General features: G+C 68.5%; 16 protein-coding genes. 8 read left to right on the forward strand and 8 right to left on the reverse strand.

Going from position 1 to position 16,251, the window contains the following annotated elements:
* Positions 1 to 316: 316 nt before the first annotated feature.
* The 6 genes from SACHA_RS0108445 (at position 317) to SACHA_RS0108470 (ending at position 5,627) form a co-directional block, all read left to right on the forward strand.
* Positions 317 to 2,032: an AMP-binding protein gene (locus SACHA_RS0108445; protein ID WP_019808806.1), complete on the forward strand. Its 1,716-nt coding sequence runs from the start codon at positions 317 to 319 to the stop codon at positions 2,030 to 2,032.
* A gap of 179 nt (positions 2,033 to 2,211) precedes the next feature.
* On the forward strand, positions 2,212 to 3,186 hold the full coding sequence (locus tag SACHA_RS24395) for a hypothetical protein (RefSeq protein WP_157601637.1): 975 nt from the start codon (positions 2,212 to 2,214) through the stop codon (positions 3,184 to 3,186).
* Between the two features lie 181 nt (positions 3,187 to 3,367).
* A complete protein-coding gene (locus tag SACHA_RS0108455; RefSeq protein WP_028663001.1) occupies positions 3,368 to 4,198 on the forward strand; it encodes a helix-turn-helix domain-containing protein in 831 nt (276 codons plus the stop codon).
* A 17-nt stretch (positions 4,199 to 4,215) separates the two neighbouring features.
* Positions 4,216 to 4,413 (forward strand): DUF397 domain-containing protein, encoded by a 198-nt coding sequence (locus tag SACHA_RS0108460; protein WP_019808809.1) that lies wholly within the window; start codon positions 4,216 to 4,218, stop codon positions 4,411 to 4,413.
* Between the two features lie 108 nt (positions 4,414 to 4,521).
* Positions 4,522 to 4,968 carry a DF family (seleno)protein gene (locus SACHA_RS21065; protein WP_019808810.1) on the forward strand — a complete coding sequence of 149 codons (447 nt, stop codon included), beginning with the start codon at positions 4,522 to 4,524 and terminating at the stop codon, positions 4,966 to 4,968.
* Complete coding sequence (locus tag SACHA_RS0108470; RefSeq protein ID WP_019808811.1) at positions 4,965 to 5,627, forward strand: class I SAM-dependent methyltransferase; 663 nt, start codon at positions 4,965 to 4,967, stop codon at positions 5,625 to 5,627. Before SACHA_RS21065 ends, SACHA_RS0108470 begins: the two co-directional genes overlap by 4 nt.
* A 416-nt stretch (positions 5,628 to 6,043) precedes the next feature.
* On the opposite strand, the gene SACHA_RS21070 is transcribed toward SACHA_RS0108470, so the two are convergent.
* The 7 genes from SACHA_RS21070 to SACHA_RS0108505 form a co-directional block, all read right to left on the reverse strand.
* On the reverse strand, positions 6,044 to 6,223 hold the full coding sequence (locus tag SACHA_RS21070; protein WP_019808812.1) for a hypothetical protein: 180 nt from the start codon (positions 6,221 to 6,223) through the stop codon (positions 6,044 to 6,046).
* A gap of 230 nt (positions 6,224 to 6,453) precedes the next feature.
* Entirely contained in the window at positions 6,454 to 7,158 is a 705-nt protein-coding gene (locus tag SACHA_RS0108480; protein WP_019808813.1) for a type 1 glutamine amidotransferase domain-containing protein, read from the reverse strand.
* Positions 7,155 to 8,186, reverse strand: a complete 1,032-nt coding sequence (locus tag SACHA_RS0108485; RefSeq protein WP_019808815.1) for a cupin domain-containing protein — start codon at positions 8,184 to 8,186, stop codon at positions 7,155 to 7,157. Before SACHA_RS0108485 ends, SACHA_RS0108480 begins: the two co-directional genes overlap by 4 nt.
* The gene (locus tag SACHA_RS0108490; RefSeq protein WP_019808817.1) at positions 8,152 to 9,657 is read right to left on the reverse strand and encodes a pyridoxal phosphate-dependent decarboxylase family protein; all 1,506 of its coding nucleotides are present in this window, start codon (positions 9,655 to 9,657) and stop codon (positions 8,152 to 8,154) included. The genes SACHA_RS0108485 and SACHA_RS0108490 overlap by 35 nt, the downstream gene beginning before the upstream one ends.
* Entirely contained in the window at positions 9,650 to 9,970 is a 321-nt protein-coding gene (locus SACHA_RS0108495; RefSeq protein WP_019808819.1) for a hypothetical protein, read from the reverse strand. The genes SACHA_RS0108490 and SACHA_RS0108495 overlap by 8 nt, the downstream gene beginning before the upstream one ends.
* Entirely contained in the window at positions 9,967 to 10,785 is an 819-nt protein-coding gene (locus SACHA_RS0108500; RefSeq protein WP_019808821.1) for a hypothetical protein, read from the reverse strand. The genes SACHA_RS0108495 and SACHA_RS0108500 overlap by 4 nt, the downstream gene beginning before the upstream one ends.
* Positions 10,786 to 11,049: 264 nt before the next feature.
* Positions 11,050 to 11,997 (reverse strand): DMT family transporter, encoded by a 948-nt coding sequence (locus SACHA_RS0108505; protein ID WP_019808823.1) that lies wholly within the window; start codon positions 11,995 to 11,997, stop codon positions 11,050 to 11,052.
* A gap of 72 nt (positions 11,998 to 12,069) precedes the next feature.
* On the opposite strand from SACHA_RS0108505, the gene SACHA_RS0108510 reads away from it, so the two are divergent.
* Both SACHA_RS0108510 and SACHA_RS0108515 read left to right on the forward strand, forming a co-directional pair.
* Positions 12,070 to 12,960: a LysR family transcriptional regulator gene (locus SACHA_RS0108510; protein WP_019808824.1), complete on the forward strand. Its 891-nt coding sequence runs from the start codon at positions 12,070 to 12,072 to the stop codon at positions 12,958 to 12,960.
* A gap of 151 nt (positions 12,961 to 13,111) precedes the next feature.
* Positions 13,112 to 13,939: an MBL fold metallo-hydrolase gene (locus tag SACHA_RS0108515; protein ID WP_019808825.1), complete on the forward strand. Its 828-nt coding sequence runs from the start codon at positions 13,112 to 13,114 to the stop codon at positions 13,937 to 13,939.
* 21 nt (positions 13,940 to 13,960) lie between these two features.
* Here the strand turns inward: SACHA_RS0108515 and SACHA_RS0108520 are convergent, their stop codons facing one another.
* Complete coding sequence (locus SACHA_RS0108520) at positions 13,961 to 16,084, reverse strand: HelD family protein (protein WP_019808826.1); 2,124 nt, start codon at positions 16,082 to 16,084, stop codon at positions 13,961 to 13,963.
* Positions 16,085 to 16,251: the final 167 nt, after the last annotated feature.

Raw genomic sequence — 16,251 nt, forward strand, 5'->3', positions numbered from 1 at the left:
CGGGTGCGCGCGCCGTGGAACTCCGCCAGGCGCAGCGCGCCGTCGGCGACCGGGCCGCCGAAGGCGACGTCGACACCGGTGTGTCGCCGCACCGACGCCAGGGCGGAGCGGAACAGCACGCTGTCACCTGCCCGGGCGTCGTCGCCGTGGGTCTGCCGCATCGTTCCCGCCTCGAGAAACCGTCGTTCCTGGTGGCCGCATCGTAACCCCGGTCACTACCCCCTCGGGGGTAGCGCCGCCCCCGGCCGGGCACGACCATGACGGCTGTGCCCCGGCGCACACTCACCCAGCCGAACGTCACAAGGGAGTGCCTTCGATGACCTCGACCCCGCAGCGCTCGCGGGACGCCTTCCTCGCCGCCCGGGAGTTGCTGCTCCGGTACCGGGAGGACTACGACAGCGCCGCCGCCGAGTTCGCCTGGCCGGAGCTGGACGAGTTCAACTGGGCGTTGGACTGGTTCGATCAGCTGGCGGCCGACCCGGACTTCGCGGCGAACCCGGCGCTGTGGATCGTGGAGCAGGACGGCACCGAGACGAAGGTGACCTTCGCGGGGATGGCCGAACGCTCCGACCGGGTGGCGAACTGGCTGCGCGCGCAGGGGGTGCGCCGCGGCGACCGCATGATCCTGATGCTGGGTAACCAGGTGGAGCTGTGGGAGACGATCCTGGCGGCGATGAAGCTGGGCGCGGTACTGATCCCCGCCTCGACGCTGCTGGCTCCCGCGGATCTGGCCGACCGGGTGCGCCGCGGCGCCGTGCGGCACGTCGTCGCCCGCGCCGAGGACACCGTCAAGTTCGCCGACGTGCCCGGCGACTACACCCGCATCGCCGTCGGCGGGCCGGTGGACGGCTGGCTCGACTACGCCGACTCCGCCTCCGCCGACGCCGCGTTCACCCCGGACGGGGTGACCCGGGCCGATGACACGCTGCTGCTGTACTTCACCTCCGGCACCACCGCGGCGCCGAAGCTGGTGGAGCACACCCACGTCACCTACCCGGTGGGGCATCTGTCCACGATGTACTGGATCGGGCTGGAGCCCGGGGACGTGCACCTGAACATCTCCTCGCCCGGCTGGGCCAAACACGCCTGGAGCAACGTGTTCGCCCCGTGGAACGCGGGGGCGTGCGTGTTCATCTACAACTACAGCCGGTTCGACCCGGAGGCGCTGCTCGGGCACATGCAGCGCTGCGGGGTGACGAGTTTCTGCGCCCCGCCGACGGTGTGGCGGATGCTGATCCAGGCCGATCTGAGCACGCTGACCACCCCACCGGCGAAGGTGGTGGGCGCCGGGGAGCCGCTGAACCCCGAGATCATCGAGCAGGTCCGCCGCGCCTGGGGCATCACCATCCGCGACGGGTTCGGCCAGACCGAGACCACCGTGCAGATCGCCAACACCCCGGGGCAGAAGGTCAAGCCGGGGTCGATGGGCAGGCCGCTGCCCGGGTTCACCGTGGCGCTCGTCGACCCGGCCACCGGCACCCCGGGCGACGAGGGCGAGATCTGTCTCGACCTCGCGTTCCGCCCGGTCGGCCTGATGGTCGGCTACCGCGACGACGAGGACCGCACCGCCGAGGTGATGCGGGACGGCTACTACCACACCGGCGACATCGGCAGCCGGGACAGCGACGGCTACCTCACCTACGTCGGCCGCGCCGACGACGTGTTCAAGGCCAGCGACTACCGGATCAGCCCGTTCGAGCTGGAGAGCGTGCTGATCGAGCACGAGGCGGTCGCCGAGGCGGCCGTCGTCCCCTCCCCCGACCCGGTGCGGCTGGCCGTGCCGAAGGCCTACATCACGGTGGCCGCCAGCCACGTGGCCGACCGGGAGACCGCGCTGTCGATCCTGCGCTTCGCCCGCGAACACCTCGCCCCGTACAAGCGCATCCGCAGGCTCGAATTCGCCGAGCTACCGAAGACCATCTCCGGCAAGATCCGCCGCGTCGAACTCCGCGGCCGCGAGGACGAACTGCACCCGGACGCCGAGACCACCCCGCCCGGCGAATACACCGACAAGGACCTGCCCGAGGCGTAGCAGGAAACGACGACCGCGCAACGGTGCCCGACACGGGATGGGTGGGTGAACCAGGCTCCCGTCCGGAACCGGCGACCTCCCGGGTCGGGACCGTTCCGCGGCCGTACGGTGCCTCCCAGGCAGCTACCTGGTGTTATAAGCATTTGAAGAAGTCGGCTCATAATGCTTATACTGTCCAGGTGAACTGGGATGAGCGACTGATCGAGGCCGGAGTGGAGATCATCCCTGCCGACGCCCAGCACCTGCGGCTGCGTCACGAGGATGACGAGGTGGTCATGCGTCTGGTGCGTACGACTCGGCGGCTCCATCCTTCTGAGGTCACCACGCCCATCGCTCAACGCAGCCTCCTGGTCGCTCCGACGGTGTCCACCGCTGCTGCGGAGCGGGCACGGACTGCGGGCTGGTCGTTGGCGACCGACGAAGGGCCGGTATCGATCCGATTCTCTGACCGGCACGTGCTGGAGTTGCCGGGCCGACCGCCACCTGCACCAGCAGTACGAGCACGCCCGGGACGTACACCCTGGGGCGCGTTGGCGGTGGTCCGACGGCTCCTCTTGGCCGCGCCCCTCCCCCAGACCCGCCTCGCGCAGTCCGCTGGAATCAGCCAGGCCAGGGTCAGTCAGGTATTCGACATCCTCCGGCGCGACCAGTTGGTCCGCCGCACCCGCAGCGGATGGGTACCTGCCGACTGGGACAGCCTGTGCGAATGGTGGTTGGCACACTATCCCGGCCCCGGGGGAATCACCACCTGGTGGTCCGGTCTGACACCGCCGCTCGCGCAAGCCACCGCTGCCCTCTCCCTGTTGCCTCCGGGAGCAGACGCGGTCCTCTCCGGCGACCTCGGAGCCGATCTCATCGCGCCGTGGCGCCGACCTGCCCTCGGTCTCGTTTACGCGAACCACGGCGCCGATCTTTCCGAGGCAGATTTGACTCCGCTGGCTTCCCCCGAGGGCGCCACACTCGCACTGATCGTTCCCGACGATCCCAGCGTCCGGCCGCAACGACCGATCATCCGCACCTGGAACGACATTCCGCTGCCGGTCGCCGACGGCTTACAGATCCTCTACGACCTACACCGTTCCCCCGGACCGGACGCCGCGGAAGCGGCCGCCCACTGGCGTACCCACCTGCGTACCACGGCGGACAAGCGGTGACCGAACTCGATCTCACGTCGACCTCTCGCGCCCAGGACGCCGCATACCTCGCCATGGCCGTCGCGATTGGTACCAGCGGTACCACCGGTGCGGAACCGCACAGTGACAGTTGGTTTCTTCTGGGTCAATGCACCGAACGGGCGACCCATAGCGGAGGAAACAGTTACGTATGCTGTGGTGCGTGGCTGGTACCACGCCGAAAGCACGGGCGCTCGGGGCGGAACTTCGTAAGGCACGTCAGGCCGCCAAGCTCGGTGTCCGGGAACTCGCTGCGATGTTGGAGACCTCGCACGCCACGATCTCGCGGTGGGAAACCGGCCAACGCTCGCCACTACCGGAAGACGTCTCCGCCTACGCGGCCAAGGTCGGAGCCTCAGCCGAGGTCCGGCAGCAGCTCGTCGATCTCGCACGTGACGCGGACGGGCCACACTGGTTGTCGGTCGGGATGCCCGAACAACAACGACAACTCGCCGGGCTACTCGAAGTCGAGCGCACAGCCACACGGATCACAACGGTGTCGACCCTGCTGATCCCCGGACTGTTACAGACCGGCGACTACGCCAGAGCGATCATGCATGCGGCCGACGTGCCGGCCGGTGAAGTCGATACCCGTGTGGCGGTCCGGCTCGGCCGACGTGAGGCGATCACACGCCGATACCCGGTGCAGCTCGTCGCATACCTCGGCGAGCCGGTGTTACACGCGGAGATCGGGGGACCGAAAGTGATGGCAGACCAGCTTGACGCGCTGCTCGACAACACGAAGCGGTCGAATATCGAGATCCGGGTCATCCCGACGCGGTCCGATTGGCATCCGGGCCTGGATGGCCCCTTCAGCATCGCCGATGCACCTGACCGTGCTCCGGTGGTGCATCTGGAGAACCGCATCTCCGGGTTGTTCCTGCACGAACCCGAAGAGGTCGAGGTGTATCAGAGCGCGGTGGATAAGGTAAACAGGACGGCCATGAGCGTCGAAGAATCCGAGGCGCTCATCGCCTGCGTCATCGACGGCTAGGAGACAACACCATGAGGATGCCCGAGATCGCCGGGGAATGGCGTAAGTCGAGCTTCAGCGCTAACACCGACAACTGCGTGGAGTTCCGCCGGACGGCCGACGGGGGTGTCCAGGTGCGCAACAGCAACCGCCCCGACGACGGCACCATCACCTACACCGCATCCGAATGGCGGGCCTTCATCGCCGGAGTCAAGGACGGCGAGTTCGACCTCTGAGCCCCGGGCAAGCAGTGAGCCGATGCCGGACCGGCCGGTGGTGAGGCTGCGGCACTTCCCCGCCGGCGGTCCCGGCCCCGCCGCCCGATGAGGAGGCATTATGGGCGTGTGGATGTCGAGCTGTTCTACTTCACCGGCTGCCCGAACTGGCACCTCGCGAAGGAACGCCTCAGTGAGGCCGTCACGGCCGTGGGGCACTCCGTCCCGGAGATCACCCTCCGCGCCGTCGAGACGGACGAGGAAGCCAGGGCCTTCCGTGTGCCCGGATCGCCCACGATCCGCGTGAACGGGCACGACCTCTTCCCCGCCGCGGCGGAGACCGACTGCCTGGCCTGCCGGGTCTACCCGACACCGGACGGCCTCTCCGGCGCGCCGACCGTCGACCAGCTCATCCAGGCGCTGAACGGCGCTTCCGGACAGCATCGGCCTCTCCTCCGCGGCGACGGCCCCACACCTGCGTTCCGGAACCGGGCACGCCCCGGCGCACCGGCCCGCCACGTTCCGACGATCGGCGGCTTGCGCCCCGGCGTCGAGACCGGTTCGATCCTCCCATGAGACCGGCGGACGGGTCCGACGAGACCGGACAACTGCTCGACGAGCAGATCACCTACTACCGCGCCCTCGCCCAGGAATACGGCGATCACCGCCTACCGTTCTCCGGCGGGGACGAAGTCGTCACCGCCCTGGACGAGTTCCGCCCCACCGGGAACGTGCTCGAACTCGCCTGCGGGCCCGGTACCTGGACCGGCCGACTGCTCCGGCACGCCACGGAGGTCACCGCCGTCGACTCCTCGCCGGAGATGCTCGCCCACGCCGCCGACCGGCACGGCACCGAGCGGGTGCGGTACGTCCGCTCGGACATCTTCGACTTCACGCCCGACCGCCGCTACGACGTGGTTTTCTTCGGCTTCTGGATCTCCCACGTGCCGGCGGAGCTGTTCGACTCCTTCTGGACGCTGGTGGCCGACTGCCTCAACCCCGGTGGCCGGGTGTTCTTCGTCGACGACGGATACCGGACCCCGGAGGAGCTCGTCGACGGGGAGGACTCCCCCATCGTGCGCCGACGCACCAACGACGGGACCGCGTACCGGGCGGTGAAGGTCCCGCACGAGCCCGCCGAGCTACAGCGGCGACTGACCGACCTGGGCTGGCGGATCACGGTCACCGCCACCAGCACCGGACCGTTCTACTGGGGCGCGGGCGACCGGGCCTGAGCCCGCATCTCGGGCGCCGGAGTCGTTACCGCCCCGGGGAGACCTCGGACTCCAGGGCGCGGGTCGACGGCACTCGGCGTCGTGTAGTCCAGGAAGAATCTGGCGCGTGGCTGGGGGAAGCAATCGTCTGACGTGAAGCCGCCAGTGCGGCACACCGTGCGCGCGATGCCCTCGTCAGCGGAGCGGATGACCTCAACTACGCCCGTGACCTGTGGGGAACCGTGCTCACCGGCACTTCTGGAGATTGCGCGGACGTGAGCCCCGACATATCGATGATTTCAAGCCTTCAACACAGGGGCGAAGGACGGCGAGTTCGACCTCTGACACACGGGAGAAGGAAGCCCCCGGCACAGCACTCGTGTCGGGGGCTTCTTCAATCCACGAACAGGCGGACGCGCACGCTCCGCCTCGGAACTTCAGCTACGAGACACCTCGATCACGGTGTCGACGGGGATCTCGTTCAGCTCCATCCGACCGATTTCCAGGCGCACCGTCGTCACCACATCGGTGTCCCAGTCCCAGTCGTCGATCCCCAAGCGCTTGAGTACACCGCTTGCCGCAAGACGTTCCCCCTCGACCTCGGCATCGATCCGCACCCGAGTACGGCCCACGTCTCGAAGCGTGAGGTCACCAACTGTGAGTTTCGATGTTGCTTTCACGACCGGGTACATCGCTGTGGCGAACCGGAATGCTACAAGGTGTCATACGATCGAGTAATGCAGTAACCATGACGACCGCCCTCGACTTCGCGCAGTTCGCCCACGGTGCCCGTACCGCGGACGACCGTGGCTTGCCGGCATCAGGCTGTCGGCAAGCCACGGCTGGTTCAGCCGACCTGCCCGAGCAGCGCGCGGGCGACGCCCATGCTCGATGTCGGGTTCTGCCCCGTGACGAGGCCAGCGTGTTCCAGCACGTGCTCGCTCCACGGAGCGGCGCACCGGTAATCGGCACCCGCGCCGACGAGAGCGCCCTCCAACGTCCAGGACAGTTTCCCTGTCAACCCGACCGAGTCTTCCTCGGCATCGGAGAATCCGGTGAGGGCCCGGCCGGTGAACGGCCACGCTTCACCAGCCGGTTCGTGTAGGGACAACAAGGCCGCGGTCCCGTGGCACACGGTGGCGATCGGGGTACCGGCCCGTCGTGCTCGGTCGAGCAGAGTGGCCACGGCGCGATGGTTGTGCAGCTGCGCCAGGGGCGCATACCCACCGGGAACATAAACTGCATCCACAGCGGACATATTCAAAAGGTCCGCGGTCTCCGGTGATTCCAGCTCCCGCGCGTGTTCGTCGAGAAACGCCGTCAACCGGTCGCACTCCGCGCGACTCAACGATGCGGACTCGGGAACCAGACTCGCTTCCTCGACCGGCGCCGCGCCACCGTCGGGGGTGGCCACCACGACCTCGGCTCCCTGGTCGCTGAACAGTTGCCACGGTCCCACGACTTCCTCGGCCCAGAATCCGCACGACCGGTTCGTCCCGTCCACCAGCGGCAGCGCGTCGGTGGACGCGAGCAGGATCACGATCCTCGTCATCGATGTGTCTCCTCGTGTTCGGCGCGGTAGAGCCCGGCGGCGCGCAGCAACGGTGATTCGTCGTACGCGAAGATCACGGCCTGTTCCTTCGCCCCGTTGGTGTTCTCGATCGACCACCGCGCCCACGACGGCACGGCGACGGTGTCTCCCTGGCCGGCAGAGAACACGGTCTCGCCCACGCGCACGGTGACCGTCCCCGCGGCCACGATCAGAACCGCAGCACCGGTGTGCCGCCGGATCGGGGTGCTCCGTCCCGGTGCCACGGCAAGAAAACGCCCGGTCACGGTGGGGCTGAGGGTCGGTTCGCCGTCCGGACCGCCCAGCCGAAGCTCGGTCCAGCCGTCGCCGGGCGCGCTGAGCTCGGCCAGCGCGTCGAGCGTGTCGTGCCACCGATGCACCAGAACGCCCGCTTCGTGCGCCGGGGGCACGGGCGGGACCGACGCCGAATCCCCGGTGTCGTGCGGGCCGAGGTGGCTGCGCGTGGGGAAGAGCTCGAAGTGGTTGGCCGCGAGTGCCGTCACGAGCGGATCGTCCGTGCAATCCTGCCACACGACCGGATTTGGGCCGTCGTTGCCGTGCTCGTGCCACTTCATGGCCGGGGTCAGCACGACATCACCGGGCCGGACGGGCATCCGCTCCCCGTCGACCGCGGTCCAGCCGCCCTCACTCTCGTGCACGAACCGCACCGCGGTCGGCGAATGCCGGTGGCTGTGCATGTCCTCTCCCGGCACGAGCACCTGCAGGCCGGAGTACAGGTGCCCGGCCGCGGCTTCCAGCTCGGAGTGGCCCGCGTTCAGCAGCGTCAGTACGCGCAGCGCTCCGTCGGCACCCCGGACGAAACCGGTGGCTTCGAGCGCGAGCGCGCGCAGCTCGGCGTAAGCCCAGTGCTGCGGCACGGAACGGGGTTCGGGCCGCCACGGCAGGTTCTCGTTGGCCGAGGACCACCGTCCGACGACACCGGCTCGCGCAGCGCGCTGGTGGTAACCGGCGACGTCAGGGGCGGACGGGGTCGTGGTCGTCGCTTCCACGTTCGACTCCTTCCAGCACGGTCTTCTCCGCTCGCCGGATCGAGTCCCACAACGACTCGATGTGCCGGTGTGCGGTGTGGATGTTGCCTAGGGAGACGCGCAGCGCGTAGCGGCCCTGGTACCGCGTGTGCGAGACCGCACTGCTGCCTTCCGCGTTGACCAGGCGGTGCACCTCGGCTGCCACACGGTCGCCGTCCTCGGCCCCGCGCGCGGGGTCGTCGTAGACCATCGTCACCAACGGCAGGGGCGACCGGTGGGCCGGTCGCCAGTGCGGGTGCTCGTCGACCCTGGTGGTGAGCGACTCCGCCAACCGCACCGAGCGCTCCAGTCGACTCCGCAGCCCCTCCCGGCCGAAGGACTGCAGCACCCACCACACTTTCAGGGCTCGGAACTGCCGACCCAGCTGGAGTGAGTAGTTCATGTGGTCGAGTCGGTCGTCGTCGGTGGAGGTCCGCAGATATTCGGGTACGAGCGAGAACGTCTCCCGCAGCGCTGCTGGGTGACGGACGAACAGGGCGGACGCCTCCATCGGGCAGAACAGCACCTTGTGCGGATTGGCCACGACCGAGTCCGCCCCGGCCAGGGACGGAAGCATTTCGGCGATCTCCGGCACGATCCGCCAGAATCCGCCGTACGCGGCGTCGACGTGGAGCCACACGTCCTCCTCGTGACACACCTCGGCGATCTCCTCGACCGGGTCGATCGCGGCCACGTTGGTCGTGCCGAGGTTCGCCACCACGGCCAGCGGGACGAACCCGCGGGACCGGTCCGCGAGAACGGCCTCGCGGAGGCCGGCTGGAGAGAGGACGCCGTCATCGGCACGCAATTGCATGAGGTTGCGCGTACCGATCCCCAGTGCGATCGCGGCCTTGGCGACGGAGCTGTGCGTCTGGTCCGTGCAGTAGATCCGCAGCCGCGGAGCACCCGAGGCTCCGTCCTCCCGCCAGTTGTGGCCGCACAGGCGTTGCCGGGCAGCGCACAGGGCGTAGCAGGTGGCGAGCGAGGCACCGTCGACCAGCACCGAATCGGCGTCGAACCAGTCCAGCCCGCACAGCTCCGCCAGCCAGTCCAAGGTCTGCCGTTCGACGGCCGCGGCCGCGGGAGCGGACTCCCACACCATGACGTTGACGTTGAAAGCGGCGGTGAACAGCTCGCCCAGCATCGCCGGGGCCGAGGAGCTGTTGCTGAAGTAGGCGTGATGTCCCGGGTGGTTCCACTGCGTGAGGCCGGGAACCACATCACGCCAGGTGCGGTCGAGGAGTTCCGTGAACCCTGTGCCCCGCTCGGGCAACGGGGCGCGGAATGGCGCGGCGATCCGCTCCTCGGACAGGTCCGCAGGACGGACGCGCTGGGTGTCGAGGGAGTCGAAGTGCACCGCCAGCCGGTCGAGTAGGGCGATCCCCGCGTCGCGTAGCTCGTCGGGCGCCCAATCACCGGCGGAGCCGCCGGAACTCCCGGTGCCGTCACACATCGACCGGCAACTCCTCGGCGTACTCGACTTCGCGCTCCCGGGTGCAGTAGCGCGAGACGAACTCACCCAACAGCGGAATCTCCGATTCCAGCAGCCGTTCATGCTCGGCGCGCGTGGCCCAGGTGTAGATCATCATGACGTGGGTGGGTTCGGAACTGAGCTTGAAGAACCGCGCGTGGCCCGCCCAGCCGGGACTGTCGTGCGCGTTGTCCTCCAGCAGGTCGTCCATCTCCTGCATGATGTCGAACGCCTTGTCCGTGAATTGCGGCTTCAGGTGCCAGTGTTCGATCACGGTGATCGGCACGGGGATCATCCCTTCCTCGTCTCGTCGAAATAGTCTTGGAGCAGCGATCCACCGCCGGGAACGAATCTCTCGCAAATCATCTTGTGCTCTCTGCGGTTTCGTGACTGCGCTTTCCACAGGGCGCGGGAAGCCGTCTTGACGTCCGCGGGCAGTGACCGTTCCGCGGTTCGGCCCCGCAGTCGGGGCTTCAGGCCGGTGAGGCTGCTCAGCAACGTCTCGTGCTCCCGGTTGAACACTCCGGAAAAACCCGGGGGCATCCACGGGGGCTCCATGGACGGTCGGACGGTCTCCGCATACGCCGAAATCGGAAAGCTTGACGCGTAGTGCATGGTCGCCGTGGCCGAGTCGTAGAGCACGGTCAGTTCCTCGACCAGCAGACCGACGGTGACCGGATCCGGCTCGTCGAGCGCGGACGCGATTCCGTCCGCATGGGAGTTCATCAGGGACAACATGTGGTGGAACAGGTGGTGGCCCAACTTCCAGCGTCGGGCCGCCACGCTGTCCTCGCCATGCGTTGGTGTCCGGACCGGCATCGTGGTCCCGCTGTGCGCCGGAGCCGAGGCGCTGGCCAACAGCAACCTGCTGACACCGGCGAGAAGGTCGGCTCGGAGGTCCTCGTCGAGTCCGGTGGCGGGCAGGTCGTCCACTACCAGCCTGGCCACGCGCTGGGCGCCCGCCCACCAGGTGGCCGAGTCGTCGGTGCGGTCGATGCGGAAGTAGTCGTCGTAATGCCGCGAGTCGGCGGCGGTTTCGGAGGTCGGCGCCCGCGCGTCGTCGCGGAGCGCGATGGTTTCGATCAGATCCGTTTTATTCTCGGTGTTCACAGCGAGCGATCTCCCCAGGAGCTCTTGTTCTCCATTGAGCCGGGTTTCGAGTACATCAGGAGAGGTTTCCGACGGCAACCTCCAAAAGGACTAAGATGAGCGAGCGGTGTGCCGATGGAACTCGAACGCACCTAGGATGCGTGATCAATGCAACAAGGTTTCCGAAATGCCGAAAATAGCGTTTCGATACGTTCGGGGGCCATTTTCGTCCGTGATGGGACCGCCGGTGCTGCTTGTGTTTCGGTGTGTGGAAATGTCCGCGGCTCAGGTCCGGCGTGGACGGGCCCGGACACGGTTGGCGACGGCGACCGACGCGAGCACCAGCACCATTCCGCACACCTGGAGCGAGGACGGCACCTCGGCGAGCACCAGCAGGCTCAGGAGCACGGTCAGGACAGGATGGATGAGCAGCAGCGCCGCGGTCCGGTTCGCGGGCAGGTGCGGGGAACCGGAGTTGATGAGCAGCCACGCGAACACCTGGCCGAGCAGCGCGAGGCCGATCATGGCCAACCACGAGGTGAGTGGGATCGCGCCGAGGTTGATCCCGCTGCTGAGCGGCGAGAGCGCGGCGGAGGTGACCGCCGCGCTCGCCGTCGCCAGCGCCAGCGGCGTCACGGTGCGTCCCGGTTCGGCCCGACCCTGTCGCCGCGTCAGGTAGAGATACAACGCGTAGGCGGCGCCGGCGAGGACGCCGAGCACGGTGCCGCGCACGGCGTTCGGCGCGGCGGTCCCGCTTTCGAGCATTCCGCTGATGAGGACGGTTCCGGCGAGCATGACGGGGCAGGCGAACACGAAAAGCCTTCCCGGACGCTCGCGGTCGAGGACAAGACCCAACAACGGAAGCACGACGACCTGCACGTTGATCAGCACTGTGGCGAGCCCGGCACCCACATCGAAGATACTGCGGGTCCACAGTACATAGTCAGCGCCCAGCGCCGCACCGGCGACGAGCGCCACCAGGACGCCGCGGCGGGACAATCCGCCCACCCGCCGACATTCCCGCCAGGCCAGCGGAGCCAGCACGAGGACCGCGATGGTGCAGCGCAGGAACGCGGAGGTCGACGGGTCCACAGCCGCGACCTTCACCAGTACCGCGGACGTGGACAGGCAACCCGCACCGGCCAGCACCAGCACCACCGGTGCCCACCCGCCCGCGCCGGGTGCGGACGGGAGGGCACCGGAGGCCGTGTTCCGCTGCGTGTCGGTCGCCACGGGACCAGCGTGGCCGGATATCCAGGACGGGTCCAGGTTGCGTTCCTACCGGATACTGCTAAGCACAACTACATGAACAACTGGACGTGGGACCGGCTGCGGGTGTTCGACACTCTCGCCCGGACCGGGTCGGTCGCCGCCGCCGCGCGCAGTCTGTGCATGACGGGCCCGGCCGTGTCGCAACACCTGCGCAGGCTCGAGGTGGAGGTGGGGGCCGCGTTGGTCGAGCGCGCGGGACGCGGGCTACGGCTGACCGGCGCGGGGCACGTGCTCGCCGAGCACGCCCGGACGGTCGCGCGGGCGGTGGAGCACGCCGAACGCGATCTCGCCGGACACACGGGCGAACTGCACGGCACCGTGCGGGTCGGCGCGATCTCCTCCGTGATCCGGGGATCCCTGCTCCGGCGGGTGCGAGAGTTCGCCGACCGCCATCCGCGGGTGCACGTGTCGCTGTGCGACGGCGAGACCGTGGACCACCTGCGCGCCCTGCACGAAGACGGGTTGGACGTCGTCGTCGCCGAGTCCTGGCACGACCTGCCCTCGACGATCTCGCGTGGCGCGGAGGTCACCCGACTGCGCACCGAACGCGCGCGACTGGTCCTGCCGGACGAGCACCGGCTGGCGGACCGGGACACGGTGCTGTTCTCCGAGCTGGCCGACGAGGTGTGGACCTGCTGCCCGCCCGGTTCCGACGCGCACTCGACGCTGGCTCAGTTGGTGCGCCGCGCGGGTGCGGAGCTCCGTGTCGGGTTCCCCGTCGCCGACCACGCGACGCAGCTGGAGGTGGTGGCGAACGGTCTCGCCGTGGCGTGCATTCCGGAGCCCGCCCTGCCGCGGGAACCGTCCGGGGTCCGGATCGTCGAACCCGATCCCGTACCGCTGCGCAGTATCGAGCTGGTGACGCAATCGAAGACGCTTCCGTTGCACATCCACGAACTCGTGACGAGCCTGACGGGTCGCTGACCGGGCGGCCGGTGGGCCGGGTGCCTTCGGCGCCCTGCGACGCGGACATGCGAGCATGTTACATCACACCGAGCCGGATCGGTTCGACACTCCGTACCCGGACCCTGCCGTGTCTTGAGCTCGACCGTGCTCCAGGTCGCACACTCGACGTATGACCGTCTGGATCTGCGCCACCTGCGGGGTCGAACACCCCGGCACCGAACGCCCACCCGAGTCCGACTGCGAGATCTGCGCCGACGACCGCCAGTGGGTGCCGGAGTCCGGCCAGTCCTGGACGACGCCGGCCGAGCTCGCCGCCGAGGGCGCCACGCCGGTGCACCAACAGCTCGAACCGGACCTGCACCGGTTCAACCGTGACCCGTCCTTCGGCATCGGCCAGTGGACCTACCTGGTGCGGACACCGCGGGGCAACCTGCTCTGGGACCCGCCCAACCACATCGACCCACCACTGGTCGAACAGGTCGGGAAGCTCAGCGGGGCGGCGGTGATCGTGGCCAGCCACCCGCACATGTACGGCTGCCAGGTGAGCTGGAGCCACCGGCTGGGTGACGTCCCGGTGCTGGTGCACGCCGCCGACCGCGAGTGGGTGCGGCGGGAAGATCCCGTCCTCCGGGAGTGGCGCGGTACGGAGGAGGTGCTGCCCGGTGTCACGCTCGTCGAGGTGGGCGGGCACTTCCCCGGCTCCACCGTCGCCCACCTGCGCCACGGCTCCGAGGGCGCGGGCACGCTGCTCACCGGGGACGCCATCGTGCCGGTGGCCCGCAAGGGCCAGGTCACCTTCCTGCGCAGCTACCCCAACCGGGTCCCGCTGTCGCCCGGGCTGGTGCGGCGCATCGTCGACGCGCTCGAACCGTATCCGTTCGAACGCCTGCACAGCCTGCAGGGCGCCACGGTGGACGCCGACGCCCACGGCGCGGTGCGCCGCTCCGCCGAGCACTACATCGCCTGGGCCAGCGGCCGCAACGACCACCTCGGGTGAACCGCCGGCCGGGGCCGTGACTCAGGCGGTGCCGGCTGTGGTGGCGCTGCCGCCGGTGGTGGTCTCCTTGGCGAACGCCAGGTGCGGCGAGAGCTCCCCCGCATGCGTCAGAGACAGCTCGTGCATGGCCCGCGTACAGGCGATGTAGAGCATGCTCCTGTCCATCTCGGTGGCGTAGTTCGCCGCATCCACGTCCGGCACGATCACGGCGTCGAACTCCAGTCCCTTGGCGATGTGAGCCGAGGTGATGATGCTGCCCGCGCTGAACGACGTGCTGTCGTCATCGAGGAAGGTCAGCTCCACCCCGGCCCCGGACAGCGTCTCGGACAGCGCCTCCGCCTGCGGCACCGTCTTGCAGATGATGCCCAGGGACCGGTTCTCCCCGGCGCGGTGCGCGGCGATGAGCTCCCGCAGCTGCGTCCGCTGGGCGTCGGCGTCCGCGCAGGCCAGCACCTGCGGAGGCATGCCGTGCCGGGCCACCGGGACGAGCTTGTCGTTGCGGGAGATGTTCTGCGCGAACTCGGTGATCTCCGCCGTGGAGCGGTAGCTCTTGCACAGCTCCAGCGTGTCCGCCTCCGGGAAGATACTGTGGATCGTGGCCAACGACGAGGAGCTGAACGGGTTCACCGACTGGTTCGAGTCGCCGAGGATCGTCATCGTGCAGGAGAACAGCTCCCGCAGCACGGCGTACTGCACCGGCGTGTAGTCCTGCATCTCGTCCACCAGCAGGTGCCGGATGTGGCTGAAGCTCTCCTGCCTGCTCGTCTTGAGCATGGTGTAGAGCAGCGGGAAGACGTCGGCGTACTCGATCTTCTTCGCGGCAAGCGGCTTGAACAGTCGTCTGCGGGCGGGGTCGGCCTTGTAGAAGGCCTTGTACATCGCGAACGGGTCCTTGTCCGGGAACATGGCGCGGACCTGCTTGCGGACGCTGTTCGTGTCGGCGGTCGTCCAGGAGCCGCCCTTGTCCCGGACCTCGTTTTTCAACTGGTGGACCGCGGTGTTGGCGACGTGGTCGATCCGCGTGAAAACCGGCAGCGAGGCCGACTCGTGGAACATGTCCGCGACCCACTCGGCCGACAGGCGCCGGTGTTTCCGGGCGATGTCGGTGGGGGCGAACTCCCCGGTCCGCGCGGTGATCCAGTCGTCGAGGAGGGTGACGAACTCGGGGGTGGCCTTGTAACGCATGCGCTCGGCCGCCGCGTCGTCGACGTTCTCCAGCAGTGTGGCCACCTGCTCGCTGAACGTCTCGTACCCGGTGACCTTGCCGAGCACCCTGTCCGCGATCCGCTCGAAGTCGATCTCGGCGACGTGGTCCTCGCCGAGATCGGGCAACACGTCGGCGATGTAGTCGCCGAACACCTTGTTCGGCGAAAGGATCATGACGTTGTCCGAGGACAGGGTGTCCTTGAAGCGGTAGAGCAGGAACGCCACCCGGTGCAGCGCGATGGAGGTCTTGCCGGAGCCCGCCACGCCCTGCAGGATCAGCACCCGCGCCGTCTCGTTGCGGATCACGGCGTTCTGTTCGCGCTGGATGGTGGCGACGATGTTCTTCATCCGGTCGTCGGCGGACTCACTGAGCTCGCGCTGCAGGATCTCGTCGTCGATGTTCACCGTGCTGTCGAACAGGTACTCCAGGCGCCCGCCCCGGATCTTGTACTGGCGCTTGCCGGTGATCTCGCCGTGCGTGGTGCCCTGCGGTGTGGCGAAGTGCGCCGCGCCCGACTCGAAGTCGTAATACAGGCTCGACACCGGCGCCCGCCAGTCGTGGATGACGACATCCTGGGTCTCCGGGTGCGAGAAGTTGTGGATGCCGATGTAGTGGGTCTTCGCCCCGGCCTCGCCGGAGGCGTGGAAGTCCACCCGCCCGAAGTATGGCGAGTCCAGCAGCCGCTCGACCCGTTTGCGCAGCATCATCGCGTGCTCGGCCAGCCGCACCGACATGTCCACCGCGCCGCGGTAGTTCGCCTTCTCGGCGAAGTCCATGTCCCGCAGGTTGTCCCAGAGGTGCTTCTTGCGCTCGTCGATGGAGGCGGTGGCGGTGGCGATCTCGCCGGTGAGCTTTTCCAGCTCCGTGGACAACAGCTCGATCGTCCCGGCGAGATGCCGGCGTTCGTGTTCCTCTTCCCGTGTCTGGACGTCCGTCACAGCAGTCTCCGGTTCCGGTTCGTCCGTCTCCGCTGCGCAGGGCAGAATCGCCACGAAAGGCACGACGGAATGGTTCGCGCGTCTCGCACCGTCGCCGGTGTGCGGTACCGGCGACGCGCCGACCCGGTCGGTCGGCGGGGCGGCAGGCGGGCGTCGGCCCTCGGCCG

This window comes from Saccharomonospora halophila 8 (assembly GCF_000383775.1).
GTDB lineage: Bacteria > Actinomycetota > Actinomycetes > Mycobacteriales > Pseudonocardiaceae > Saccharomonospora > Saccharomonospora halophila.

Excerpts from the sequence above, each read along its gene's own strand:
- SACHA_RS0108445 (WP_019808806.1), top strand. The coding sequence starts at position 317 with ATGACCTCGACCCCGCAGCGCTCGCGGGACGCCTTCCTCGCCGCCCGG.
- SACHA_RS0108460 (WP_019808809.1), top strand. The coding sequence starts at position 4,216 with ATGCCCGAGATCGCCGGGGAATGGCGTAAGTCGAGCTTCAGCGCTAAC.
- SACHA_RS0108470 (WP_019808811.1), top strand. The coding sequence starts at position 4,965 with ATGAGACCGGCGGACGGGTCCGACGAGACCGGACAACTGCTCGACGAG.
- SACHA_RS0108480 (WP_019808813.1), bottom strand. The coding sequence starts at position 7,158 with ATGACGAGGATCGTGATCCTGCTCGCGTCCACCGACGCGCTGCCGCTG.
- SACHA_RS0108490 (WP_019808817.1), bottom strand. The coding sequence starts at position 9,657 with ATGTGTGACGGCACCGGGAGTTCCGGCGGCTCCGCCGGTGATTGGGCG.
- SACHA_RS0108495 (WP_019808819.1), bottom strand. The coding sequence starts at position 9,970 with ATGATCCCCGTGCCGATCACCGTGATCGAACACTGGCACCTGAAGCCG.
- SACHA_RS0108510 (WP_019808824.1), top strand. The coding sequence starts at position 12,070 with ATGAACAACTGGACGTGGGACCGGCTGCGGGTGTTCGACACTCTCGCC.
- SACHA_RS0108515 (WP_019808825.1), top strand. The coding sequence starts at position 13,112 with ATGACCGTCTGGATCTGCGCCACCTGCGGGGTCGAACACCCCGGCACC.